This window comes from Chryseobacterium lathyri (assembly GCF_003290185.1).
In the GTDB taxonomy this organism is placed as follows: Bacteria; Bacteroidota; Bacteroidia; order Flavobacteriales; family Weeksellaceae; genus Chryseobacterium; species Chryseobacterium lathyri.
This window is the reverse complement of sequence record NZ_QNFY01000018.1, coordinates 1-25823: the sequence shown is the minus strand read 5'-3', so window position 1 is coordinate 25823 and position 25823 is coordinate 1. Positions and strand designations below refer to the sequence as shown.

General features: G+C 36.4%; 23 protein-coding genes and 1 tRNA gene. 15 read left to right on the top strand and 9 right to left on the bottom strand.

Translation table 11 applies throughout. From position 1 onward, the window contains the following. The first annotated feature begins 9 nt into the window (after nucleotides 1-9). Nucleotides 10-3192 (top strand): efflux RND transporter permease subunit, encoded by a 3183-nt coding sequence (locus DRF61_RS20275; protein ID WP_111960487.1) that lies wholly within the window; start codon nucleotides 10-12, stop codon nucleotides 3190-3192. Between the two features lie 261 nt (nucleotides 3193-3453). Further along, a complete protein-coding gene (locus DRF61_RS20270; RefSeq protein WP_111960485.1) occupies nucleotides 3454-4866 on the top strand; it encodes an efflux transporter outer membrane subunit in 1413 nt (470 codons plus the stop codon). A 61-nt stretch (nucleotides 4867-4927) separates the two neighbouring features. Here DRF61_RS20270 and DRF61_RS20265 read toward each other — a convergent pair whose 3' ends face one another. Next, entirely contained in the window at nucleotides 4928-5740 is an 813-nt protein-coding gene (locus DRF61_RS20265; protein WP_111960483.1) for a TIR domain-containing protein, read from the bottom strand. Between the two features lie 33 nt (nucleotides 5741-5773). Further along, entirely contained in the window at nucleotides 5774-6727 is a 954-nt protein-coding gene (gene miaA / locus DRF61_RS20260; RefSeq protein ID WP_174772337.1) for a tRNA (adenosine(37)-N6)-dimethylallyltransferase MiaA, read from the bottom strand. A 98-nt stretch (nucleotides 6728-6825) separates the two neighbouring features. Between miaA and DRF61_RS20255 the strand changes: the two genes are divergently transcribed. The 4 genes from DRF61_RS20255 to DRF61_RS22740 all read left to right on the top strand — a co-directional run bounded on the left by DRF61_RS20255 (nucleotide 6826) and on the right by DRF61_RS22740 (nucleotide 9672). Then, entirely contained in the window at nucleotides 6826-7683 is an 858-nt protein-coding gene (locus DRF61_RS20255; protein ID WP_111960481.1) for a YicC family protein, read from the top strand. A gap of 70 nt (nucleotides 7684-7753) precedes the next feature. Further along, on the top strand, nucleotides 7754-8317 hold the full coding sequence (gmk, locus tag DRF61_RS20250; protein WP_111960479.1) for a guanylate kinase: 564 nt from the start codon (nucleotides 7754-7756) through the stop codon (nucleotides 8315-8317). Between the two features lie 121 nt (nucleotides 8318-8438). After that, nucleotides 8439-9458 (top strand): quinolinate synthase NadA, encoded by a 1020-nt coding sequence (gene nadA / locus DRF61_RS20245; protein ID WP_111960477.1) that lies wholly within the window; start codon nucleotides 8439-8441, stop codon nucleotides 9456-9458. Between the two features lie 67 nt (nucleotides 9459-9525). Next, nucleotides 9526-9672 carry a bacteriocin-like protein gene (locus DRF61_RS22740; RefSeq protein ID WP_157963414.1) on the top strand — a complete coding sequence of 49 codons (147 nt, stop codon included), beginning with the start codon at nucleotides 9526-9528 and terminating at the stop codon, nucleotides 9670-9672. A gap of 65 nt (nucleotides 9673-9737) precedes the next feature. Here DRF61_RS22740 and DRF61_RS20240 read toward each other — a convergent pair whose 3' ends face one another. Then, nucleotides 9738-9932: a bacteriocin-like protein gene (locus DRF61_RS20240; protein ID WP_111960475.1), complete on the bottom strand. Its 195-nt coding sequence runs from the start codon at nucleotides 9930-9932 to the stop codon at nucleotides 9738-9740. Between the two features lie 332 nt (nucleotides 9933-10264). After that, nucleotides 10265-10465, bottom strand: a complete 201-nt coding sequence (locus DRF61_RS20235) for a hypothetical protein (RefSeq protein ID WP_111960473.1) — start codon at nucleotides 10463-10465, stop codon at nucleotides 10265-10267. A gap of 425 nt (nucleotides 10466-10890) precedes the next feature. On the opposite strand from DRF61_RS20235, the gene thrA reads away from it, so the two are divergent. From thrA to DRF61_RS20190, 9 genes are all read left to right on the top strand, one after another. Continuing rightward, nucleotides 10891-13341, top strand: coding sequence for a bifunctional aspartate kinase/homoserine dehydrogenase I (gene thrA / locus DRF61_RS20230; RefSeq protein WP_111960471.1), 2451 nt, complete (start codon nucleotides 10891-10893; stop codon nucleotides 13339-13341). 10 nt (nucleotides 13342-13351) lie between these two features. Then, on the top strand, nucleotides 13352-14293 hold the full coding sequence (locus DRF61_RS20225) for a homoserine kinase (RefSeq protein WP_111960469.1): 942 nt from the start codon (nucleotides 13352-13354) through the stop codon (nucleotides 14291-14293). A gap of 10 nt (nucleotides 14294-14303) precedes the next feature. Further along, nucleotides 14304-15632: a threonine synthase gene (gene thrC / locus DRF61_RS20220; RefSeq protein ID WP_111960569.1), complete on the top strand. Its 1329-nt coding sequence runs from the start codon at nucleotides 14304-14306 to the stop codon at nucleotides 15630-15632. After that, entirely contained in the window at nucleotides 15613-15984 is a 372-nt protein-coding gene (gene folB, locus DRF61_RS20215) for a dihydroneopterin aldolase (protein ID WP_111960467.1), read from the top strand. The genes thrC and folB overlap by 20 nt, the downstream gene beginning before the upstream one ends. A gap of 27 nt (nucleotides 15985-16011) precedes the next feature. Then, a complete protein-coding gene (locus tag DRF61_RS20210) occupies nucleotides 16012-17376 on the top strand; it encodes a DUF4403 family protein (RefSeq protein ID WP_111960465.1) in 1365 nt (454 codons plus the stop codon). 26 nt (nucleotides 17377-17402) lie between these two features. Next, nucleotides 17403-17891: an RDD family protein gene (locus DRF61_RS20205; protein ID WP_111960463.1), complete on the top strand. Its 489-nt coding sequence runs from the start codon at nucleotides 17403-17405 to the stop codon at nucleotides 17889-17891. 59 nt (nucleotides 17892-17950) lie between these two features. After that, nucleotides 17951-18021: transfer RNA gene (locus DRF61_RS20200), tRNA-Cys, on the top strand. A gap of 295 nt (nucleotides 18022-18316) precedes the next feature. Then, on the top strand, nucleotides 18317-18604 hold the full coding sequence (locus tag DRF61_RS20195) for a hypothetical protein (RefSeq protein ID WP_111960461.1): 288 nt from the start codon (nucleotides 18317-18319) through the stop codon (nucleotides 18602-18604). Between the two features lie 141 nt (nucleotides 18605-18745). Further along, a complete protein-coding gene (locus DRF61_RS20190) occupies nucleotides 18746-20629 on the top strand; it encodes an SIR2 family NAD-dependent protein deacylase (protein ID WP_111960459.1) in 1884 nt (627 codons plus the stop codon). Between the two features lie 43 nt (nucleotides 20630-20672). Here DRF61_RS20190 and DRF61_RS20185 read toward each other — a convergent pair whose 3' ends face one another. The 5 genes from DRF61_RS20185 to DRF61_RS22735 all read right to left on the bottom strand — a co-directional run. Beyond that, complete coding sequence (locus tag DRF61_RS20185; protein WP_146897215.1) at nucleotides 20673-20954, bottom strand: hypothetical protein; 282 nt, start codon at nucleotides 20952-20954, stop codon at nucleotides 20673-20675. A 140-nt stretch (nucleotides 20955-21094) separates the two neighbouring features. After that, nucleotides 21095-21511, bottom strand: a complete 417-nt coding sequence (locus DRF61_RS20180) for a hypothetical protein (RefSeq protein ID WP_111960455.1) — start codon at nucleotides 21509-21511, stop codon at nucleotides 21095-21097. Between the two features lie 201 nt (nucleotides 21512-21712). Next, the gene (locus tag DRF61_RS20175; protein ID WP_111960453.1) at nucleotides 21713-22345 is read right to left on the bottom strand and encodes an immunity protein Imm33 domain-containing protein; all 633 of its coding nucleotides are present in this window, start codon (nucleotides 22343-22345) and stop codon (nucleotides 21713-21715) included. Nucleotides 22346-22824: 479 nt separating this feature from the next. Continuing rightward, on the bottom strand, nucleotides 22825-23151 hold the full coding sequence (locus DRF61_RS20170) for a hypothetical protein (protein WP_111960451.1): 327 nt from the start codon (nucleotides 23149-23151) through the stop codon (nucleotides 22825-22827). Between the two features lie 11 nt (nucleotides 23152-23162). Then, the coding region (locus tag DRF61_RS22735) for an RHS repeat-associated core domain-containing protein (RefSeq protein WP_185144813.1) at nucleotides 23163-25823 on the bottom strand (2661 nt) is incomplete at its 5' end.

Sequence of the window (25823 nt, the reverse complement as noted above, 5' to 3'; positions counted from 1 at the left end):
AAACTTCTTATGTTAAAACAATTTATAGAAAGACCCGTACTATCAACGGTCATCTCCATTATACTGCTATTGCTGGGGGCACTTTCGGTTTTCAATCTGCCGATTACGCTGTTTCCGGATATTGCGCCTCCCAGTGTTCAGGTAACGGCATTTTATCCGGGAGCGAACGCTGAAGTTGTAGCCCGCTCCGTTGCTGTTCCTATTGAAGAAGCAGTAAATGGAGTTGAGAATATGACCTATATGACCTCCAACTCAAGTAACGACGGTACCATGACCCTGAGCGTATTTTTCAAACAGGGCTCAGATGCGGATAATGCTGCAGTCAATGTTCAGAACCGTGTATCTAAAGCGATGAGCCAGCTTCCTCAGGAAGTAGTTCAGGCCGGAATTTCCACACAGAAGGTACAGAACAGTATGATTATGTTCATGGGACTGTCCAGTGATGACCCTAAGCAATATGACGAGCTGTTTCTTCAAAACTATCTGAAGATCAATATTATTCCGCAGATCCAGCGTATTCCGGGTGTTGCTCAGGCTCAGGTTTTCGGAACAAGAGATTACTCGATGAGAATCTGGTTAAAACCAGATAGACTAGCAGCCAATAGCCTTTCTCCACAGGAAGTAATGGCCGCTATCAAAGATCATAACCTTGAAGCTGCACCGGGACGTCTCGGCCAGGGAAGTAAGGAAACTTACGAATATATTTTAAAGTATAAAGGTAAACTAAGCAAAAATGAAGACTATGAAAATATTGCTATCAAAGCCAATAACGATGGTTCATTTTTGAGATTAAAAGATGTAGCCAGAGTAGAATTCGGTTCTTATACTTACACAGCAGCCAACAGAGTGGACGGTAAACCTGTAGCAGGTTTCGCGATCCTTCAGACTGCAGGTTCCAATGCGAATGAAATTCTTACTGAAATTGAAAAGCAGGTTGATCAGTTTTCCCCTACCCTTCCAAAAGGAGTAAAGCCAATCATCATGTACAATTCCAAAGACTTCCTGGATGCGTCTATACATCAGGTGGTTGAGACTTTGGTGATTGCATTTATCCTGGTATTTATTGTGGTGTATATTTTCCTTCAGGATTTCAGATCTACATTGATTCCTGCGATTGCAGTTCCGGTAGCCATTATCGGTACCTTCTTCTTCCTGCAACTGTTTGGATTCAGTATCAATATGTTGACATTGTTCGCACTGGTACTCGCCATCGGTATTGTGGTGGATGATGCTATTGTGGTGGTAGAAGCCGTCCATTCCAAAATGGAACAGACAGGAATGCCGGTAGAGCAAGCCACTACAAACTCTATGAGTGAAATTTCCGGTGCCATTATTTCCATTACATTGGTGATGTGTGCCGTATTTATTCCGGTTGGTTTCATGCAGGGTCCTGCGGGAGTTTTCTACAGACAGTTTGCCTTTACTTTGGTAATAGCAATCATGATCTCAGCAGTCAATGCATTAACATTGAGTCCTGCTTTATGTGCATTATTCTTAAATGATCCTCAGGGAGAACATGGTGAGCACGGTCATAAAAAAGGTTTTGGAGCGAAATTCTTCAATGCATTCAATGTAGCCTTCAATAATATGACCAGAAAATATATCTACAGCCTTAAGTTTTTAATTAAAAACAAATGGGTAGCCGTTGGAGGTCTTGCACTTATCATTGCTTCAAGTATTTTCTTAATCAATAAAGCTCCGACAGGGTTTATCCCAACAGAAGATCAAGGATTCGTTTTATATGCTGTAAATACCCCTCCGGGAAGTTCACTGGACAGAACGAACAGAGCTACTGAGCAGATTGATAAAATTGTAAATGCTGAAAAAGCCATGAATCACCTTTGGGTAGCTGATGGGATGAACTTTATCAGTAATGCCAACGCATCCCCTTATTCTGCAGGTTTCATTAAGCTGAAAGATTATAAAGACCGTGGTGAAATGAAAGACCCGGATCAGATTGCAGCAGCGCTGACAGGGAAAGTATCACAGGTGAAAGATGCCAACGCGTTCTTCTTCAATTTCCCGACAGTACAGGGATTTGGTAACGTTTCCGGATTTGAATTTATGCTTCAGGATAAAACAAACGGCTCTTTTGAGCAGTTGGGAACAACCACTCAGGCCTTTATCGGTGAACTGATGAAACGGCCGGAAATAGCATTCGCCTTTACAACTTATGCTGCCGGAAATCCTCAGTACACAATAGATGTAGATTCGGATAAAGCGAATCAGCTGGGTGTCTCCATAACAGAATTGATGCAGACCATGCAGATCTATTACGGAAGTAGCTTTGTTTCGGATTTCAACAGGTTCGGGAAATATTACAGAGTAATGGCCCAGGCAGATATTCCTTACCGTACGGATGCGAATTCTCTGGAAGGGATTTATGTTAAAAACAATTTAGGTGAAATGGTTCCTGTAAAGACTTTGGTTACTTTAAAAAGAACTTTCGGACCTGAAACGGTAACAAGAAATAACCTGTTCAATGCAGTAACCATCAATGGAACTCCAAAACCTGGTTACAGTACCGGAGATGCCATTAAAGCTGTAGAAGAAGTGGCTCAGAAATCTCTTCCGAGAGGTTTCGGATATGAATGGACGGGAATTACCCGTGAGGAGATCAAAACAGGTGGCCAGACCGCATTTGTATTCATGTTAAGTATACTATTTGTGTATTTCTTATTGGCTGCCCAGTATGAAAGTTATATTCTTCCGTTCGCTGTTATTTTAACAGTTCCTACAGGGATTTTCGGAGTATTTGCTTTCACCGGGTTAGCAGGAATTGACAATAATATTTACGTTCAGGTAGGTTTGATCATGCTTGTAGGACTGTTAGCGAAAAATGCGATCCTGATTGTAGAGTTTGCAGTTCAGAGAAGAAAAGCAGGAAAAACACTGATTGAATCAGCCCTTCAGGCTTCAAGATTACGTTTGAGACCTATTTTGATGACCTCATTTGCCTTCATCATCGGTATGCTTCCGCTGGTTTGGACACAGGGAGCCGCTGCAAAGGGTAACCATTCTATCGGTATCAGTACCGTAGGAGGAATGTTTACAGGAGTAGTATTCGGGATTTTCATCATTCCGGTAATGTATGTAATCTTCCAGTACCTGCATGAAAAAATGCCGAGCAGAAAAAAGAGAAGACTTCAAAAACAAAAATTGGAGGAAGAACTTTTAGCCACTGCTCATTAATAAAAAATGATTTACAAAACTTTGAGAGATTAAAATCACATTTTTTATGAACCATTAAGTTGTATTAAGATGTTAAGAATATTAAGATGAGCTCCGCTTGAAGCATATACTTATAAATCTATTTGATTTTCTTAACTAAACTTAACTCCTTAAATGTTCTTAATGGTTCGGTAAAAGCAAAGTATTCTCCTACTAAAGACCTCTTTGCATCAACAAAATCCTCTCAAAGTTTTGTTTTCAAATAAAAGTCTATTTAAAACTATGAAAAGAATTAAGAATTTTATTCTGACCCTTATATTGGCTTTAGGCGCGGTTTCGTGTGTGTCCAAACTGGCATATACGGAGCCGGACCTTCAGCTCCCGGAAAAATTTCAGTACACAGCTACTGCTGATACAGCAAGCATCGCCAACCTGGAATGGAAACAGTTTTTCAGCGATCCTATTTTACAGGGACTGATTGAAAAAGGAATAAAAAATAACTATGATCTACAGATTGCTCTAAAACAGGTAGCTTCTTCACAGGAAAAACTGAAACAGGCAAAATATCTTCAGTATCCTGATGTAGGCTTTGGTGTGTCAGCACAAATTTCAAAACCTTCGGAAAACAGCATGAACGGGAAAAGCTTAAATTCATTTTTAGGCCAGAACCACGTTGAAGATTACAACGCAGCATTCAATCTTTCCTGGGAGGCCGACATCTGGGGCAAGATCAAAAATCAGCAGGAAGTTTCAAGAATGCAGTACCTGCAAACTTACGAAGCTACAAAAGCAGTACAGACCCAGGTAGTTGCAGCGATTGCCCAGGGATATTATAACCTGTTGATGCTTGACAAGCAATTAAATATTGCAAAATCAAATCTTGAATTAAGCAACAATACGCTTTCGATTACTGAAAAAATGTGGCAGAGCGGTGATACAACTTCTTTAGGCGTTCAGCAGGCTACGGCACAGAAACAGGCTACGGAGCTCTTGATCACTCAGCTGGAACAAAATATTGCAATCCAGGAAAATGCTTTAAGTATTCTTGTAGGTGAAAATCCAACTAAAATCAGCAGAACAATTGAAATGTCTGACACTTCTCTTCCGCAGGATATCTCAGCAGGCCTTCCGGCAGCTATGGTGAGCCGTCGTCCGGATGTGCGTCAGCAGGAACTGGTTCTGTTAGAATCCAATTCAATGGTGGGAATTGCTCAGGCTAATATGTACCCTGCCTTGAAAATAACGGCAAGCGGAGGTGTTAATTCATTTAAAATCGATAACTGGTTCCAGATTCCGGCTTCATTGTTCGGATCTGTATTAGGGGGAATTACCCAGCCAATTTTCCAGAAAAGACAGTTAAAAACCGACCTGAATGTAGCTAAAATCCAGAGAGAGAAAAATGTATTGGCCTTCCGTCAATCTGTTTTAAATGCTGTGGGTGAAGTTTCCGATGCTTTGGTGTCTAACGAAAGTTTAAAAGTTCAGGAACAGAAAGCGGCAGAACAGGTATCAACGTTGAAAAACGGAATAAAAAGTGCAGAAATGCTTTACAAAGGCGGAATGGCCAATTACTTAGAAGTGATAACAGCTCAGGGAAATTCTTTACAGGCTGAACTGAATCTTGCGTCCGTAAAAAGACAGAGACTGAGCAGCATTGTAGATCTTTACAGAGCTCTTGGCGGCGGTTGGAAGTAGTAAATTTAATTATATTGTTTGAAGTGCGGTCTCTCGGGATCGTACTTTTTCTATTTCAAAATTAAATAATTTTATTTGCATCAACTTCAAATCCGGCAGCTCTTAATTCTTTAACTAAGTCATACTGCCATTTTCCATATTTATCAAATGGAACAAATAATACCCCCATGTAATCAGATGGAATTTCTAATGCTGAGTTTTCTTCATATAAAGCGAGAACCTTTTCTCTACCTAATTTTCCTAAAAAATAACCAAGTTCTAATATTACATTTTGCCTTGCTCTATGTTTGGGGTTTGAACCATCTGAACTTTTTGGATAAGCAATATCATCAGCCGACAATATAACAACTGCAAATCCTACATCAGAGTACTCTGTAAATTTTTCAATAATTGTTCTACCTTTACTCGGTTGCTCATGTAAAATTGTAGGAATAAGTTCTAATTTTTCTAATGTTCGTGCAACTGACAATTTCATTTCTTCATTGTGCCCGTGAACCACAAAAATATTTTTGTTCATTTCTTTTTTAGTTTCTTCATTCATAATTCGAAAAACTCCATTAGCAACAGTATCATGTACTTTTCTTGATAATTTTAAATCTAAAGATAAATCTTCTAACATTACATTTAATAAATTAAGCAATTCCTGCTTACCATTATAAAATGACCTTTCAAAAGTTCTATCTGGCGTATTGCTTGTGAAAACAAATGGTGAATACAAAATACCTTTCAAATCTTTAAGATATTCGGAGTTTTCTCCAAAAGATTTTCTAATTATCATTTTAGTACGCTTCGTTACCTCGTCTAGTTTGCCATCCTTATATTTAAGATTTTGCGCTTGCTCAATTAAATTTTCTACTAATTCGATATTATTCATTTATTGCTTTTCCTCTAATATAAAAATTATAATTTAAAATATACTTTGAATTTCCTGATTAATATACTCAATCAAACTATCAAAATCTTTTTGTGAATATCCCAAGGGTAAATAGTGAATATCATCCGCTTTTCTGTACCATGTCAGCTGACGTTTTGCATATCTGCGGCTGTTTTTTTTGATCTCGGAAACAGCAAAATCCAGATCCCATTCTCCGTCAAAATATTTGAATAATTCTGCATATCCAACAGTTTTCAAAGCAGTAAGATCTTTAAACTTTTCTAAACTTTCCGCTTCCGCCAAAAGTCCTTTTTCCATCATGATATCTACTCTTCTGTTGATCCTGTCATACAAATCCTCTCTTGGAGCTTCAATTCCGATACGGATCACATTAAAGTCTCTGGAATCCTGGGAAACAGCAATCTGTTCAGAATATTTTTTATCCGTCTGCCAAATTACGTCAATAGCCCGTAAAAGTCTTCTGTGATTGTGAAAATCCACCACTTCAAAATACTCGGGATCAAGTTTTTTTAATATTTCCTGAAGCTTTTCGATTCCTTCGGTATCAAGGATTTCCTGTAATTTTTTCTGATTGTTTTCATCAGCTTCAGGTAAGTCATTCAAACCTTCAATAACTGCTTTTTCATACATCATACTTCCGCCGACCAAAATAACGGTGTCATGATTGACAAAAAGTTCATTGATTTTTTTTAAAGCGTCTTCCTCATACTGCCCGATAGAATAGTACTCCTGAACCGAAAGATTCCCGATAAAATGATGAGGTGCTTCCGCCAGTTCTTCTTCCGAAGGCGATGCTGTCCCTATTTTCATTTCTTTAAAAAACTGGCGGGAATCGCAGGAAATAATTTCCGTATTAAAATGCCTGGCCAGATCAATTGCCAGCCTCGTTTTGCCTATTCCAGTGGGTCCTACAACTGAAATCAAGTTTTTTATATGTAGTTTATCTATTTGTTTATTAAAAGTCATATGGAATCTTAAATCTTCATCATTAATTGTGGTTTCCAAATCACTGCGATTTCACAGTGCTAATTTAAATGTTTATCTTTGTACAACAATAAAAAACTATGATTTTATCAATGACCGGATTCGGCAGAGCCGAAGGTGTTTTTGAAGGAAAAAAGATTTCAATAGATATTAAATCTCTGAACAGCAAAAGCTTTGATTTGAATATTAAAGTCCCTTTACGTTATAAAGAGAAAGAATTTGAGATCAGAAAAATCCTTAATGACAGAATTATCCGTGGAAAGGTAGATTGCTACATTAATTTGGAGAACCTTGAAGAGACGAATGACGTAAAGATCAACAGGAGTTTAATTGACTCTTATATGAATGAGCTTCGTACCATCGCTTCTGACGGTCCAGACTTTGAATATCTGAAAATGGCAGTAAGACTTCCTGATGCCATTACTTCAAGGCCTGATGAACTTACAGACGGTGAATGGGAGGCTTTGGCAAAGATCGTTCATGCAGCTGTAGACCGCTTTATGGAATTCAGAAAGACAGAAGGATCTATTTTACATGAAGAACTCGAAAGAAACATCCAGAATATTGATAAATATCTTTCTGAAGTAGTTCCTTATGAAGAAGAAAGAATCATTGCTGTAAAAGAGCGTTATCAGAAATCTTTAAAAGAATTCGAGAATGTAGACGAAACACGTTTCTACCAGGAAATGGCTTACTTCACGGAGAAACTTGATATTGCAGAAGAGAAAGTAAGGCTGACCCAGCATTTGAAATACTACAAAGAAGTAATGGATAACGAAGATTTCAACGGAAAAAAACTGGGCTTTATTTCCCAGGAAATCGGAAGAGAGATCAATACTTTAGGTTCAAAGGCCAATCATGCAGAGATCCAGAAGCTGGTAGTCATGATGAAAGATGATCTGGAAAAAATAAAAGAACAGACGTTAAACGTATTGTAGACCATAGACCTATAGACAAGAGATCAAAGAGTTTATTCTCATATCTCTAATCTAAAAATCTCTAATCTAAATGAATAAAGTAATCATATTTTCAGCACCATCGGGGAGCGGAAAAACTACATTAGTAAAGCATTCTCTGGAAACGTTTCCTGAACTGGCGTTCTCCATCTCATGTACCACAAGACAGCCGAGGGGAAGTGAGATCCATGCAGTGGATTATCATTTTTTGAGTCCTGATGAATTCAGACAGAAAATAGCGGAAGATGCTTTTGTAGAATATGAAGAAGTATATACTGACAAATATTACGGTACTTTAAAATCTGAAGTGGAAAAAATCTGGAATCAGGGAAAAGTAGTTATTTTTGATGTAGATGTAAAAGGGGGGATTTCCTTAAAAAAATATTTTGGAGAGCAAGCCCTGTCCATTTTCATTGAACCGCCTTCCATAGAAGAATTGGAACGAAGATTGATCTCCAGAAATACGGACGATGCAGAAACCATCAAAACACGTGTAGCAAAGGCAGAAGAAGAAATGACCTTTGCGAAAGAGTTTGACAGGATCGTTATTAATACCGATCTTGATGTAGCAAAAAAAGAAATAGAAAGTTTAATAAAAAATTTTATTGGGAATTAAGAGATGGATGATGGAAGTCGAATCATGGAAGTTTGAAAGAGTAATTACAATTCAAACTACAACATTCTAACTTCTAATTTCTAGCTTCTAACTTCCAGAATCAAAAAACATTAAGGTGGATATGAGTACCGAAACATTAGAAAAAGCTAAATCTGCGATTCCTGTAAGAGGATTTCTGGATATAAAAGACATAGCAATCCCTCAAGGAGAAGAACTGGTGAAAGCTATTCTGAAACTTAAGGAAGAAAAAAATGCGGTGATCCTTGCCCATTATTACCAGCCGGGAGAAATTCAGGATATTGCTGATTTCCTGGGAGATTCTCTGCAGCTGGCAAGACAGGCCAAAGACACCAATGCAGATATGATCGTATTCTGTGGAGTACATTTCATGGCTGAAGCCGCTAAAATTCTGAACCCGACTAAAAAAGTAGTTCTTCCTGACACCATGGCCGGATGTTCTTTGGCAGACGGATGTTCAGGAGAAGGATTGAGAAAAATGCGCGAACAGCATCCTAATGCTCTGATCGCTACGTATATTAACTGCAACGCAGAAACTAAAGCAGAAAGTGATATCATCGTAACCAGCTCAAATGCTGAAACTGTGATTGAAGCCCTTCCAAAAGACAGACCGATCATTTTTGCTCCGGATAAAAATTTGGGAAGATATTTATCTAAAAAAACCGGTCGTGATATGATTCTTTGGGACGGAAGCTGCATCGTACACGAAGCATTTTCTATGGAAAGAATTGCCCAGCAGATGGCAGACAATCCTGATGCGAAGTTAATTGCACATCCTGAAAGCGAGGAAGCCGTTTTAAAATTGGCTCACTTTATAGGTTCTACTTCTGCTCTGCTGAATTTTGTAGAGCAAGACGATTGCCAGAAATTCATTATCGCCACTGAGGAAGGAATTCTTCACGAAATGAAAAAACGTGCCCCGCATAAGGAACTGATTCCAGCGCTGGTTTTTGATGAAAGCTGCAACTGTTCGGAATGTTTCTATATGAAACGTAATACCATGGAAAAATTGTATCTGTGTATGAAATACGAGCTCCCGGAAATCCTTATCGACGAAGAGCTTCGTTTAAAGGCTCTCAAGCCAATCGAGGCCATGCTGGATCTTTCAAAAAGTATAAAATAATAATAAAGCACTGTTTCACAGTGCTTATTTTTTTATATATTTAAGATTCAAACCAAAATCTTTACATATGAAAAATTTAAAAAAATTAGACAAAGAATGTCTAAAAAGCATCAATGGCGGAACATCAACAGAATGTGCCACTTATTGTAAACCCGATGAAGTATGTATTCCGGGAGTATGTGGTAGTCCTCCAAAATGTTTAGCCACTTCTTAAAAAGTTGATGAGTTAATCAATTCTAGTAAATTAAAAAGCACTGTTTTATAACAGTGCTTTACTTTTTAAATAGGTCCGAAGCAGAAATAATCTACTTTCACCCTTAATTTGCAACATTCAGGCAAAGCATTAAAATCTTCACATGATTTTGGATAATCCGGACCTACTCCATAAGGTCCCGGAGGGCAGTACTCAAAACAGGTATTTCCTCCGTTAATCGATTTCAAATTTTCTCTGCCTAACTTTTTAAGATTTTTCATATTGATTTGTTTTGGTTTCTAAATATAGCATTTTAAACCTCATCTATGAAAATGTACTAATAAAAAGAGACTCTAAATTAATTACACCATCGGAGCATAGCACGTACCTCCCGGAGTCCTCCAGCAGCCCCATGCGCCGCCACCGCGAAAACATACATACGCAGCCCCGCCACATGTTTCAATTTGAAAGTCGGTAAATCCACCGCTGATTTTACTCTTTCCTTCTCTTGAAAGTTTTTTTAAATTTTTCATATTAATTTTAATTTTGTTTCATAAATACAATACTTTAAACATCATTTGTGAAAAAACATCACAACATGAAGAATAAAGTTTTAATTGACCACTGGACCTACGCAGCTCATCATCACAAGATATTGTCCTTTACAACAATCCGTCAAAGCAGCATACTGCTGACAGCTGCGTGTTGCTCCGGATCCCGGGGGCCCAAAAGTAGTTCCTGCAGGATAGGGACAACCTCCAGGACACGCTGCACCATTTACTTTTTTCAACTGTTGTTTCGATAATTTTTTCATAATACTTTTTTTATTGTTAATAACTATTTACAGTTCTATTATAACTGAATTTTTCACATACTGTTGATATGCTTAACAAAGATGGAACTCAAAAACATCAAAGCCAAACCAGAATTAGCAGGTGTAGCTGAATATTGAATAAGTGATACAATTTGGAAGATTTCTGTAATCAACATTTCTAACAAAATAATTTTGATATTTCCGAATAATTTGTACATTTGTTTGGTAAAGAATGAACATTCTAAGAAACATATCAGATATTTTTGTACCGGAATCACCTGTTTCGGGGCTATCTTCTGTTTCTACATTCACAACTACAACAACTACCCCTTAGCGGGGTAAATTTTCACATATTATTTCCTGCACCCGTACTCTTTTTTTAAAGAGTAAACATTTCGTTTTACCTAACCTTAAATATTAATTGGATGAAAGTCTTAAAATTCGGCGGTACATCTGTCGCCAATGCCGGAAATATTCTTCTGGCAGAAAATATTATTAAAAAAGAATCTTTACAGAGCAGAGTAATTGTTGTAGTTTCAGCCCTTCACAGTGTTACTGATACCCTGATAAAAGCAGCTGAATACGCTTCTCTTAAAAATGAAAAATATATTCCCATCATTAAAAATCTGGAAGAAAGGCATTTGGAACTTGTTAAAGAACTGATTCCTGTTTTATCCCAGAGCTCATGGCTAAGCTTCGTTAAAAAGCATTTTAATGATATGGAAGATATCTACAGCGGAATATTTGTATTAGGTGAGTTTACAGATAAAATCCGGGACAGGATTACTTCATATGGAGAGTTTCTGTCCTCAAACCTTATTGCAGCCAGGCTTCAGTATGAGGGATTGGACTGTATATGGATGAATTCGGCTGACCAGATCAGAACAGACGGCAGTTTTACCAATGCGAAGGTAGATTTTGAGATCACTGAAGAAAATGTAAAGAATTTTGCAGCTGAGCATAAAAATCAGATTATCGTTGCACCCGGCTTTATAGCTAGAGATCAGAGCGGAAATGCCACCACATTAGGCAGAGGCGGCTCCGATTATACAGCAGCCATTATTGCGGCGGCAGTTTCTGCTGAAGAACTTCAGATCTGGAGCGATGTAAACGGGATGATGACTGCAGACCCAAGATTGGCTTCCAATGCTAAACCCATTCCTGAGATTTCTTATCATGAAGCCATGGAACTTTCCCATTTTGGGGCCAAGGTTCTATATCCGCCATCCATACAACCTGTTATGGCAAAAAATATTGATCTTAAGATTAAAAATACTTTTGATCCGGAGGCACGTGGAACACTAGTTTCCCATAAATTAAGCAAACCGGCTGTTGAAAAGCAACAGATCGCTGCAGGAGTTTCCAATATGAGCCATATTGCCCTTCTTACGCTGGAAGGCAGTGGAATGGTAGGAATTCCCGGAACTTCAGCAAAACTTTTCCAATGTCTCAGCCTTGAAAAGATTAATGTTATTCTTATTACCCAGGGTTCTTCGGAACATTCTATTACCATTGCTGTCAATGAAAAAGATGTGTTTCATGCAGAAAATGTTGTGAACTCCTCTTTTGAAGATGACATAAAACTTCAGAGAGTGACTCCTGTAAAAATAGAAACCGGACTTTCAATTGTGGCTCTGGTAGGAGAAAACATGAAAAACAGAAGTGGAATCAGCGCTAAAATGTTCGGATGCCTGGGGAACAACGGGATTAATATCAGAGCTATTGCACAGGGATCCTCGGAAAGGAATATCAGTATCGTTATTTCAGAAAAGGATATTAAAAAAGCAGTTAACGTTCTTCATGAAGAATTTTTTGAATCTGAAATTAAGCAGGTACACCTTTATCTGTGTGGAGTCGGAAATGTAGGATCAAAACTGGTAGAGCAGATCTTTGAACAAAATGAATATCTTAGGGAAAACAATTTAATTAATCTAAGAATTGCAGGCATTTCCAACAGCCGGAAAATGTTTTTTTCTGATCAGGGAATTTCTGAAAGCGAATACAGCAATTGGAGTGAAAAAGGTGCCGAAGCATCTATCCATGGCTTTGCAGAGGAGATCATTTCCCGAAACCTTAGGAATTCAGTATTTGTTGATGTAACAGCCAGCTCCTCAGTACCGGAAATCTATGACAATTTATTAAAAAGAAGCATCAATATTGTGGCCTGTAATAAAATTGCAGCCTCTTCAGATTTTGAAGTGTATAAAAACTTAAAAAGTACTGCCCGGAATCACAACTGCAAATTCTACTTTGAAACCAATGTAGGAGCCGGGCTTCCCGTTATCGGAACCATTAATGATCTTATGAAAAGCGGCGATAAAATCACGTCAATCCAGGCTGTATTAAGCGGAACCTTGAATTTCGTTTTTAACAATTATGACGGAAGCAGAACCTTTTCAGAAGTTGTTGCCCAGGCACAGAAAGAAGGTTTTACTGAACCGGACCCACGGCTGGATCTGACTGGAACTGATGTAGCCCGAAAAATCTTAATTCTTGCCAGAGAAGCCGGATACCCCCTCCAGTTTGAAGATATAGAAAATGAAAGCTTCCTGCCTGAAGAATGCCTTCATGGAAGTGTAGAAAACTTCTATAAGAAGCTTACTGAATATGAAAGTCATTTTAAAAATTTAGTCAGTGAGGCTCAGAAAAATGGCAAAATATTGAAATATACCGCTGAATTTAAAGATGGCAAAGCTAAGGTTGGCCTTCAGCATGTTGCTCCGGACAGTGATCTGTACCATCTGTATGGCAAAGACAATATTGTCATTTTCAAAACTTTAAGATACTCCGAGCAGCCTCTTGTTGTAAAAGGCGCCGGTGCAGGGGCTGAAGTAACTGCCAGCGGTGTTTTTGCAGATATTATCCGATCAGTTTAAAATAAATAATATGAAAAAGATAAAAATAAAAGTTCCGGCTACCATTGCCAATCTCGTTTGCGGATTTGATATCCTGGGAATGGCTATCCATGAGCCTTATGACGAAATGGAACTGAAATTACTGGACAGTCCTGAGATCATTATCAGGCATGAAGATCATTTCGGGCTTCCGGAAGATCCGTCAAAAAATGTAGCGGGCGTTGTTCTCCAAAACATCATGGAGCATCTGAAGCTGACAAAAGGTTTTGAAGTCACAATCCGTAAACATATAAAGCCGGGCAGCGGGCTCGGCTCCAGTGCAGCAAGTGCCGCCGGAGCCGCTTTTGGGGCCAATGCCTTATTAGGAAATATTTTATCCCGTGAAGAAATGGTTCATTTCGCTATGTTCGGTGAAGAGCTTGCTTCCGGAGTACGCCATGCAGACAATATTGCCCCGTGCATTTATGGAGGTATCACATTGGTGAAATCCTCCTCTCCTATTGATATTATTCCGTTGAGTACCCCCAACCTGTTTGTGGCAGCAGTACATCCGCAGGTCGAAGTAAAAACTTCTGATGCACGGCAGATTTTAAAGAAAAATATTCTTCTGAAAGATGCTGTAGAACAGTGGGGAAATATAGCAGGACTCGTGACAGGAATCCTCAAAAACGATATTCCGCTCATCGGACGAAGTCTGAATGATGTGATTATAGAACCTGTCAGGAGCATCCTAATTCCGAAATTTGATGAGATTAAAACAAGAAGTTTGGAGGCCGGTGCACTTGGAGGCGGAATTTCAGGTTCAGGACCTTCAATTTTTATGCTGGCAGAGAAAAAAGAAACGGCAGAAAAGATTGCCCAGCTGATGAAATCTATTTATGATGAAATTAAAATTGAGAGTTTTGTGTATGTCTCAAAAATAAACCCTTCAGGAATTGAGATTGTTGAAGAAGATCATGATGATAACCAATAAATTAAAGACAATGAATTATTATAATTTAAAAGATAAGCCGGAAACCGCTAATTTCAAAACAGCTGCTATAAAAAGCCAGGGTAATCAAAAAGGATTGTTTTTTCCCGAAAAAATTCCTCAGTTTAATGAAGAATTTATTCAAAATTTGCATCTGTATTCCAATGAAGAAATTGCGTTCAGATGCATGAAAGATTTTATCGGGGACGAAATTCCTTCGGAAATATTAAAGAAAATTACTACAGAAACCATCAGCTTTGAGATTCCTTTAAAAAAGATCAGTGAGCGTATATCTATTCTGGAGCTTTTCCATGGACCAACGTTAGCATTTAAAGATGTGGGAGCGAGGTTTATGAGTCGTTGCCTGTCGTATTTTCTAAAAGATCAGGATAAAAGAGTAACAGTTCTTGTGGCCACTTCCGGTGATACGGGCGGAGCTGTTGCCCATGGATTTTATAATGTCCCGGGGATCAATGTGGTTATTCTTTACCCCAAAAACAGGGTGAGTGCTGTTCAGGAAAAACAGCTTACAGCACTGGGAGGAAATATTTTGGCACTGGAAGTCAACGGAAATTTTGATGACTGTCAGAATCTTGTCAAGCAAGCTTTTTCAGATGAAAGTATTAACTCAGAATTGTTTTTAACCTCAGCTAATTCTATTAATGTTGCAAGATGGCTTCCTCAGCAGATTTATTATTTATTAGCTTTAAAACAATGGAAACAGCACGAAAATCAGGATCCGGTCATTGGCGTTCCGAGTGGAAATTTCGGAAATATCTGTGCTGGACTTCTTGCCTACTTCCGTGGGCTTTCTGCAGAGCATTTTATTGCTGCATGCAACAAAAATGATGTAGTTCCTGATTATCTGAAAAGTCATCAGTATCATCCTAAAAAAGCTGTAGCCACCTTATCCAACGCCATGGATGTTGGAGATCCAAGTAATTTCACCAGAATTCTGGAACTTTTCGGACATCAGTTTGATCATCTGAAGAATGTAATTTCGGGATATTCAGTAGATGATGAATCCACACTGCATACCATTAAAGAGGTCTATGAAAAATATGGATACATCCTCGATCCTCACAGTGCGGTTGCATTTGCTGCTATGGAACGGTACCTGAATGAAAATCCAAGCAAAAAGGGACTTATATTGGGAACTGCACATCCTGTAAAATTCCCTGAAGCAGTAGAAAAAGCAGCCCATATCACCATTGATATCCCCGAAGCACTGAATGATCTCATGAAAAAGGAGAAAAAAACTGTAGAAATAAATGCAGATTTTGAAGAATTAAAACGATTTTTGCTGAATAAAAATCAGGACAATGAGCAAGATCTTTCTTGAAGATGTAAAAATATATGCCTACCACGGCGTGCTTCCCGAAGAAAATATCATCGGGACCTATTATATTTTAAATGCAGAACTGCACACGGATCTTTGGAAAGCTGCGGAAACAGATGACCTGAATGATACGATAAGCTATGCTGAAATCAACGGGATCATTCATCAGGAAATGGCCATTAAATCCAAATTACTGGAACATGTGGCAGGAAAAATTATCCTGAAGATTCATGAAAGTTTCCCCCAGATTTCCTACATTAAACTGAAGATTACAAAAACTTCACCACCGATGCAGGGCGAAATGAAAGGCGCAAGTATTGAACTGGAAAGAAGCTTCAAACCTGATGATTTTTAATTTTATCTACACAAAAAACATACTGAATTGAAATCCATCAAATTATTATTTTTATTAAGTTTCGCCATGGTTTTTGGCCAGACTGCTGTTGATAATCAATCCGCTGTTTACAATTTCCCGAAAATAAAATCCAGCATTACTATGCCGGTAACCATTCCGCTTTCTGAAATCAGCAATATGATTAATGCTTCGGTAAAAGAGCTGGTATTTCAGGATGATTCTTATACAGATAACAATAACGATCAGTTTAAGGTCAAAGTATGGAAAACCCGGCCTATCCGTCTTGTGGGCGGAACAAGCCAAAACCTTCTGATAGAAGTTCCTTTAAAAATATGGGCCGAAAAAGGGATTGGTACCCTGGGAGTTTATTCGTATCAGAATACGACTTTTGAAACAGTTATGTCCTTCAATACCACGATTAATTTTAATAACAACTGGACAATTTCTACCAATACACAGCCCAACGGTTTCAGATGGGTGACAAAGCCTGTTCTGGATTATGGCAGAATACAGATTCCTATCACTTCACTGGTAGAAAAAAGCCTGAAGGAACAGCAGGGGAAATTTGCCAAGACTATTGATCAGCAGATGGCTACCCAGCTGAATTTCCAACAGTATGCAGTAATGGCATGGAATGTTTTCTCGCAGCCTTTTAATATTTCGGAGGAATATAATACGTGGCTGAAAATAAGCCCGGTAGGCGTGAATATCACCCCACTGAAATTCTATGGGAATGAGATCACTACGAATATAGGAATGGATATTTACTCGGAAACGTTTACAGGAAGCAAGCCTGCTGCATCACCAACGGTAAAATCAGCCGGGAACTTTAATGTCGTTCCTGTTCTGGCAGATAAATTCCTCTTGCAGACCACAGCTAATGTTCCTTTTTCTGAAGCTACCAATATTGCCAGAAATATGTTCATGAACAAGGAATATGATGTCCGAGGCTCAAAGGTAAAGATCAAAGATATCCGAGTTTATGGTGCTGAAGGAAGAGTGATCATTGAAGCTGAAACAGAAGGCTACGTAAATGGAAAAGCCATTATTTCCGGGATCCCTGTATATGACGAAACGAAAAAGAAAATTGTTCTCTCCAATACAAAATTCAATTTAAGGACAGCCAATATTCTGCAGAAAACCGCTACCCTGCTTTTCAAAGGGAAAATTGTAAAGATGATCGAAGAGGAATACGGAATTCCAACACAGGAACTGGAACTCGCCTCCAAGAAAAGTATAGAAGAGGCATTTAACAAAGAATATTATAAAGGCTTAAAAATGAACGGAAGGGTTTTCAACCTGAAACCCGGCAGTGTCCTGGTCAACCAATCCGGCATCACAGCAGTCATTGAAACGAATGCCACTTTAAAACTAATACTTAACGGAATTTAAATTAATAAAAAAAACAAAAATTAACCATGAGAAAATATTTACAAATTGTAGACAGACACCGGGCATCCAAAGGAGCAAGGTTTGCTAATTATCTAATTGACCTTGTTGCTTTTTATATTGTGTTTTTTATCATTCTTATGATACTTATGCCTATCAGTCCGGCTTTCAGAGAATGGATTGCCAATACCAGCGATATTGCCCAAAGATTGCTAGGCATTATTTCTTATATATTATTTTCTTTCTTCATGGAAGCCATAACCGGCGGAAGAAGCCTGGGAAAACTGATTACAGGAACCAAAGTAATTATGATTGATGGGGAAAAACCTTCTATCGGAAATTATTTTGTAAGAAATATTATAAGAGGAATTATATTGGTTGACCAACTATCATTTTTGGGTGAAAATGGCTTTCATGATAATTGGAGCAGCACACGTGTGGTGAACATAAAAGATTATGAAGCTGAAAGACAGCTGAAAAGCGATATCAACAGCATTGGAGCGAAAGAAATGATTTAAAAATTTTTGTTCATTAATTTTTTTTTGCTATATTTGCACACCTCAAAAATGGTAAAAATGGTACTTTGGCCGAGCGGCTAGGCAGTGGTCTGCAACACCATCTACAGCGGTTCGAATCCGCTAGGTACCTCTTCAAAAACCTCTAATTATCTTGTTAACAGATCTTTAGAGGTTTTTTGTTTTTATTTATTCCAACCTAATTCCAACCTATCAAAAAAATCTTTACATCTTTCACTATTCTCATTTTTTTAATCGTCAAGTTTGAGAATAAATTATTAGGAAAAATTTGGTTTTTTTTCAGAAAGTAAAGTATTTAGGAATTGTTCATAATTTAATTCATCCCCTCCCTATGAGCGTTTGGAGTTATTTTATATTTAAAATATTATTTTTTGTTCATAAATTTATATATCATAAACGAAAAATACATGAACAATCAATTAAGAATAATCGAAGACAATGCTGTAGCAAATATTAACCATCACATTTACAATAATCCCATTTTCAATATTAAGAATAAAAACAAAACTTTATATATTGAAAATGATAACTACAAGTATAGAATAGAAAAGATGAGTGATATAACTCCAATACTTGTTGTAATCCAAGACAATAAAGAATATAAATTTAATGGATATTCTTCTAATCGTAATTATAGCATAATAGCTGTTAAGTTATTAAATGAAATAGATAAAAAAACAATTAAAGACTTTTAATGCCCATTAGGAAGAGGTCAAGTGGGTCACAATAAAAAACCGCCTAACTTCTAAAGATTATATACTAATTTATAAGGCAGTAAAGTTTTTGTTTGTAGTGTTATAATCTTTTTTTTATATTAACGTTTAATAAAATGTATTATGGGGAAAGAAAATTTATTTCAATTAATTAGTCGAGGAGAAGTAGTTTTGTGGATAGGAGCAGGACTATCCCTTTATGCAGGCTTACCTTCCGGAAATCAGTTGTCCCAATTTTTGTTCGATGGATTATCTAAAGAGGAAAAAGACAACATAAATAAAAACCTTCTTCTTCCTGACTTGGTAGAAGAGATTTATAGGATTAAAGGAAATAATAGAAATTATATTATTCAGAGACTAAAAGAAAGAATTCTATTAAAAAATTTCCCATCAATATCAACTCATGAAATCATAGCCAAAATTCCTCATTTTAGAGATATTATAACAACAAATTATGATCGGCTATTTGAAGAAGCATTTAAGTCCAGCTTAAATGTAATTTATTCAGATCAACAAATTCCATATTTAGATAACAAAAAAATAAATCTTTTTAAAATTCATGGCGATTTATCTGTTCCTGACTCAGTAATAATTACTAAATCCGATTATGACAATTTCTTCGGTAACAGAAAAGGAGATGATGTTTTGTGGACCGTGATTAAGGAAAAAATAGCAACAAAGAATATATTATTTATCGGATACAATCTTGAAGATTCTAATATTGCCGTAATTTTTGACGGCATTGCTAAAAAATTGGGAGAAAACCGCAAAGAATGTTTTTTTGTCTCTCCAAAAGTACCACCCCAGAAATTATATCATTTAAGCGGCAAAAATATTCATTATATTGACTCTACGGGGGAACAGTTATTTTCAGAATTGATTCAGTATCTAAAAGACAATATTAAGAAGGACTGTGAGAACAAACTTATTTCAACAGAAATATATGCAGAATTTATTAGAAATTTTAATTTGAAATCAGATATTGAAATAAATGAGTCTAAAAACATAATAAAAAGTTTTAGCGGAATAAATAATGATCCGGAAACGAAAGCAAAGTTTACAATAAAATCAGATTATCCGGACTTTGACAAAATTATTGACTTATCTAAAGGTGAATATCTGGACGAATTGGTCATTGATAAGTCAGCCTTTAGCAACTGGGATTTTAGAATAGAAGGAATTAAAATTGCCGATATTGATGATATTAAAAATTTGACAGTAATACCTATGCCGTCTTTTGACAAAAAAGTTGACTTGGTATTTGAAAATGGTATTGAAATAAATGATGTTCATATTAAAATTTTTCGGGGAGGAAACAAAAATAAGTTGCTTGTTGAGTTTTACAATAATGAATTTGAAATTTTATTTTATTTAAAAGAAGACAGCTCCTTAAATTTTAAGTTTGATTATAAAAATTCGCTTGAGATCAACAGTGTTTCAAAACAATTACAATTTTATACAGCAATGAATTCTTTTGCTTTAGGGAAAATTTTTAATGTATATTCAGAAGGAAATTTGATATATACTTCAAAAGATAGGTTTGAGTCAAGTATATTGGATGGATTAAAAGGACTGTATGAATATAATATTTTTTACTATAAGTATTTTAATAAACTTAGAGAAATAGAGCAAGCTTTCAAAATTAAGTTCTCCAATATTGATATAAATGATGTATCTGATGAAAACTATTCTTATTTAGAAAAAATAATTGCAAAATTTAAAAAGGAACCGATAGAGCAGGCATTTAAAGGAATATCGTTTAAAGTACCATTAACACAAAATAATATTGAATTATTTGAAGATTCTGTAGATAAAATTGTTCCTATAAAATTGGAGGGTCATATGGGTAATGTAATAGTGCACAATCATGAGTTTGAACTAGGTAATTATGAAATTCGTATTATAGAGCCGCTCATTGCAAATGTTCAAAATATTCTTCAAGGTGCAAATGAGAAATTGAAGATAGAAAGTAGTAAAGAAAAAGCATTGTTTTTATTCAAAGAATAGGTAAATCCATGTTGGTAATTATATAAGTTAAGAAATCGTGAACTCATTTTAGATTTTGGTATCCCGTTCTTCCATCCTTTTTTAGGAATAGTAAAGCGCAAATTATAAAAAATCCAAATAATCCAAGTACTGATAAAAAAAATCCGTATCCTTCACTTAAATTATAAATGAACATTACAATTGTATTCATTGCAAGCCCATATAATGCCCATTTTTTCCATTTTAAAAACATGATCATAAAGAGAATATCTAAAAGATCAACCATTAACAAGGCTATATTCTTTGAGCTAATTTCATTTGCAACATTTTGTATAGTATATTTCAAGACGAAAATGCTTGCAATTAAAGTAAAGAGAACATAAATAATTAGCAAAATATGCATTTTATTTTTATTTTGTATCGACATAAACTTTCAATATATTATTTTATTATATAACCATATATACTCATAAATCCTTTGAATCTTTACAAATATTCTATATCTGCATGATTTATGCTATATTTTTTTAACAAAAAATAAGCTTTTTCTGAGATAGCTAAAGTGTTTTGTTCAGTAATAAAAAAATCATCTTTGTAAGGCTCTCCACTAATTTTTGCCCAAAAAAAATTGGGAAGATCTCTGTTAGAATAAAGTTCCAAAAAGGTCTCAGATTTAGAAATTAAAACTTCACTAAAGTAAATTCCTGTTAAACCTTCAGCTTCTACTCCTTTTCGTAATACTTCAGTCATTATATAACAAGGAAAAGATTCAAGAATATCATCTCCTAACCATCCATCAAATTCGTAATTTAGAGTTTTTATTAAAGGTGGAAAAAATGAATTATCCATTTCCGTTTTGTCTCCTAGGCCACCTGCTACTTCGGGTTCTATTAGCTTATACATAAATTTATAATCTATTTAAAAATGAAAACCATGTCGGGTTAAAATTAACCTTCTTCACTGTAATTAAAATTAGCGTATAAAAATCAATACCCTAATTATTTATAACACATTTTCAAATTTGAGAGTATAAGAAGTATAAATTTCTTGTCGTAAAAAAGATAGCAACTCCAATTGCCAATACATCTTAATTATTGTTCATTATTATTGCTCGTTCTTACGTATTTCAATATTTCCTCCCTTCATTATGAATCTATATCCAAACGGTAAAGCTAGATATTTCAAAATATCAGGACGAGCAAAAGCAACATGATAAAAATGTACCATCTTTAACGTCTTAATATCTTCATTATAGTCATCTGCAATAAGATACCAACCACTTTCATCCTGAGGTGCATCATACCTAATTCCTTCTATATCTTTTCCATCGTAAACACCATCTGATATAACAACTGACTGATTGAAATTTGGAAAAAGAGGAATAAGATTTTGTTGCCAACACATTTCACTTTGTTCCCTAACGGCTGAAATTGCTACATCACAACCTTTATTAAAGTCACTACCATTAGAATTTACTTCATAAATATCAAAATAATTATCTTCACTTAATCTAAATTGTAAGAGCCATGAATAATATCCGATATTTTGATTTTCGGAAATGATAGGTTTATTATCTACAATATAATCTATAATGTACTTAATGACATCTATATAGCTTTCAGCTTGATTTTTACCGATAGTTATTCTGATTTCTTTAGTTATATAAGAATTTAATTCTTTTGTTTCTACATAAAGATTATCTATTACATTTAATTGAATTCCTTTGTATGTTATCATATAATTTATTTACTTATTTTTGGTAATATACCTTGTCTTTTCATTCCTGAAATTATCCCTCCTTGGCTAGCGCTGCAATATTTACACTGTGGATAGAAAATTTGTGGCCAGCCATTTGGAACCAAAGTATTTGCTGGTTGGTGATCTAAAATAAAAAAGCCAGATTTAGTTCCTGGACTCGTTTGGCCACAAGTATGACACCCAAGTGTATGCTCTCTAATTGCTTGTTTTTCCGCAACAGTAAAATTTCTACTATGCCCGTTTACAGCAGGATAACCTTCTCCTGCAAATGGACCAGCTGTTAAAGTCCCATTTGTTGCAACGGCTTCTTTTGAAATTGTTTTGGCTTCACATATTATATTTTACGATCATTCCTTTCAGAAGGATTGTTAATCGGACATTGCTTCTCGCCAGTTTTTTTAAAATTATCAATATTTAAAAAAACCTGTCTTTTATAAGACAGGTTTTGATTAACTCTATTATGCATCGTTTATTGCATAACTGTAAAGAAGTTTTGTAAGCTTTTCATTGGATAAAGATTGATTTTCATCATTATTAGATTCTTCTATTGCATCCAAAAAATAGTAGAAATCAAATAAATTAGAATATTCTTTACCATTGGCAGAATATTCAATGTTACCTTCTGTTTTTTCAATTTCGAAAAATGCCAAATCTTTGTCAATTTCCCAAGGTTGCTCCATATAGATTTCTATTACTTCAGATTCAGTATTTAAATCTTGTAATTGACAAAACTCTGTATAAGAGCCTCCATTTCTGAAATATTGAACTAATTCTAAAAGTTTCATATATTATAATTTTATTTAATTTTTCCCCAAATTGAAAATCCTCCTTTTTTTCCTGGATGCATAGTCTCCCAAAAGATTCCACCAGGAACATTAGGATGTTGACTTTTAGGGACCAATTGCATTAATCCCTTTTCAGTATTGTGATGCCATACCCAGTCCTTTGGAGATTTTCCTATTATTGACCCTGATGCAGATTTTGGTATAACTATTCCCAGTTTATTCAATAATGGATTAGATTTCATAGCAGATTCTAACGCAATATTAGCTTCTTTAAAATGCATATATCTGGTTACACCTGGATAAGAGGTTTCCGCAAGCTTCATTTGAAAAGCAATTGAATAAAACGATCCATCCGCAGTTTTAATCAAGTTTTTCAATCCTCCGCTACTAAGAGGAAGATCACCCATTAAAGGGGCTAAATTAGTAATTCTCCCAGCAGAATTTACTTGATATGATAGTCCATCAGAATCTTTCCATTCACGCGGGCTCATAAATGACCATAACTTACCTAAAACACTCTCTTTTGCGGGCAGTACCTGATCACCAATTCTATTTTGGAAACTATAAATATTAGCAGACTGACTCTGAGAGTTCCACCATTCCATGTACTTATTGACATGGCTTCGGATTCGTGATGCCCAAAAGAAACTGCTTCCAGAAAGCTTAATTTCAGGAATATTAATAACGGCATCTCCAATACCTCCTTCTGCATAATTGGTGTTAAGACTTTGATAACCTCCGTCATATCCCAAGCTTACATGATCTCCATTTGCAAAACCAGATCCCGTATTATCCCAGCTTCCGCCTACGCCAAACGCGGTGTTAATTAATCCCTGGGCAGAGCCACCACTGTTTCCTTCACCTCCTGATGGGCTTAGAGAACCAAAGCCATAACTATCCCCAAGGTTTCCACCTCCTAAGCCCAGCCAGTTTGGATTGGTCCAGCTTGAACCACCACCTCCTCCTTCGCTTTCATCGGCAATCTTCAGCTGATGCATCGGAGCCATTCCATCAGGATCGGTAAAGCTTATGGGGTTATTAAAGACATAGTTATAAGGCGAATACCTTCTCATCATTTCAGCCAGCGGGTCTATTACACCCCATCGGCCAATGTCAGCCATGTACATTCTAGCGCCGTAATCACTCCAGCCTGTTTCTTTCTGTAGTTCTTTACCGTTATACTGGTAATTATAAGCAGGGTTGCCTACTAAAACATTGTAACCTTCATGCTTTAAACCAAAAGGATAGTAGTTGTTTTCTTCAAGAACTTCTGCGCTGCCATTCAGGTTCTTGGAGTAGCTTAAACGCACACTTCCCAAATGGTCTGTATAGCTGTAAATATACTTATTATTTTCAAAATTGTAATAGCCTTCAGCGGTAGGAACAAATTTTAAGATAAGATTTGTCCCTCCCTTTTTGCCTGCAGGTGTTTCGTACTGAAAACCATCTACATATTCTGTAATTTTGGTTGATAGCGTGGTGGTGGTACCTAAAGGATCAACAATAAGAGGAGTATAGTTATAAATTTTCTTAAGTTTAGTTCCATCTGCACGATAGGTATAAGATGTATTTTCATTAATCATTCCCGTTCGTGTTGATAACCCCTTATCAAACTTTAGATAATTAGGAAGATCAAGATGATTGTAATAGATCTGTAAGATTCCTTTATCTTTATGATCCGTCATATTCCCATTATCATCATAGGAAATAATGTTCCCGGAGGTATCAGGATAGCCACTGTAGTTTCCTGAAGTGTCAGTAACCGTATTAAGCTTATTCCCTGTATAATTATAGGTAAGATCATCAATAAGCTGCGCTGTTCCTGAACTGCTTTTCCCATTTCTCTGCAATGAAGTCATATTTCCGTTCAGATCATAAGCTAAGGTTTCATTAAAGAATCCGTTCTGCGGAACAGAAGCCCCCGGTTCAGAATATATTCCTTTTTTAAGCCTGTTCAGTCCATCATACTGGTAATTATACTGTCTTAAAACCTGGTCTAAAGCCGTTTTCCAGGTCACTTCTGTAATATTACCATCGTATTTTCCCCCAGAAACAGTTGTATTCTGAGGATTAAAATACTTTAGTTCATAGCCGAAAAGTTTGGTTCCGAGTGCAGCCGGATCATTAATTTTGATAAGCGCACCACGGATGTCATATTGGTAATCGATGCTTTGAAGTCCGCCCCCCACTTTCTTATTGGAAAGCTGTGAAAGCTCATTATAGGTATTTTCCGTTAACAGTTCCACAGGACCGCTGTCTACCTGATGGCGATGTTTTAAGACCCGGTATTGATTGTCGTAATCAAAGCTTTGGGAGATTACCTTTTCGGTATCGGTACTGAGTCTTTTATGGTATACTTTAGATTGTTTTGCTACTCCCGAAAAATCCAGTTCTGATTCTGTTCTGGTAGTTCCTCCAAGATGGTTAATGGTATACGTGCCTATTGCTCTTCCTTTTTTATCATAGTAGACATAATTTTTAGTCCAGTTATCATCTTCTATATTCTTTACAAGGCTCAGGGTAGGCATTGCCTGGGTGTTCACCGGAGCATTCTGTGTATCGGTAATCACAGCCTCTCCCAATATGGTGGAAGGAAAAGCAGGATTGAAGCTGTAGGAAGGGTATGTGTCGTAATAATTGATACTTAAAATTGATTGAGTATCTGATGGAAA